Below are 718 nucleotides of genomic sequence, written 5' to 3'. Positions count from 1 at the left end.
GCGGCGAACACGCCGATCTGGCAGTTGGCCATCTTGCCCGTCGAGACATTGACCTGCCGCGCTACCCCACAGGACGTCTTGCCTTGCTTGACGAAACCCGTCTCATCGATCACCAGGACCGCTTCGGCGTCAGCCAACGTTTCGAGGGCATATTCGCGCACAATGTCGCGCAGGGCGTCTGCGTCCCACCTGCCCCTTCCGAGAATGGCCTGTTGACGCCACGGTCCAGGGTCACCCGCAGCCTCGGCGCGCATCCACCCGGTTTTGCGATGCGCATCCCGGAGCAGACCTTCAAGGAAAAGTCCGGCCGAAATCGCCACACGTTCCTGAGGGAAAAGTCTCCTGATCCGGGACTTCACCTCGCGCAGCGCCGAGGCCCATATCTCCAGTGTCATTTCAATCGATTCAACCATTGTCAATAACCCCCCCTCTGGCCGCCCAGCGCAGAATCGACAAAAACAACTAATTCACCCGTGAAGCGCAATTGTAATACTGGCCGGCTCTCCTTTGTTTTTTACCGATAACAGTAATGCCTGAGCGACAATTTGAGCGGCGCACAACTCTCACATTCTCTTGTTCAGGACAAGCTTGACTTAACAACCCGTGATTGCCATAACCCCGGCGTAGACGAAAATGCAAGCATCGCCGCGAAGGATAAACGGGAAAATCGCAAACAGGCTCGCGCGATAAAGTTAGATATGTTTAATAAGCGTTGGCT

General features: G+C 55.7%; 1 protein-coding gene. It reads right to left on the bottom strand.

Annotation, left to right across the window (positions count from 1 at the left end):
- Nucleotides 1–413: transposase (locus EOA33_RS37525; RefSeq protein WP_190234531.1), on the bottom strand; the 413-nt coding region annotated here is incomplete at its 3' end.
- Nucleotides 414–718: the final 305 nt, after the last annotated feature.

Origin of the sequence: Mesorhizobium sp. M4A.F.Ca.ET.050.02.1.1, from assembly GCF_003997725.1 — a bacterium.
Classification (GTDB): domain Bacteria; phylum Pseudomonadota; class Alphaproteobacteria; order Rhizobiales; family Rhizobiaceae; genus Mesorhizobium.
The sequence above is the reverse complement of the archived record's forward strand: the minus strand, read 5'-3'. Positions and strand labels throughout refer to the sequence as shown.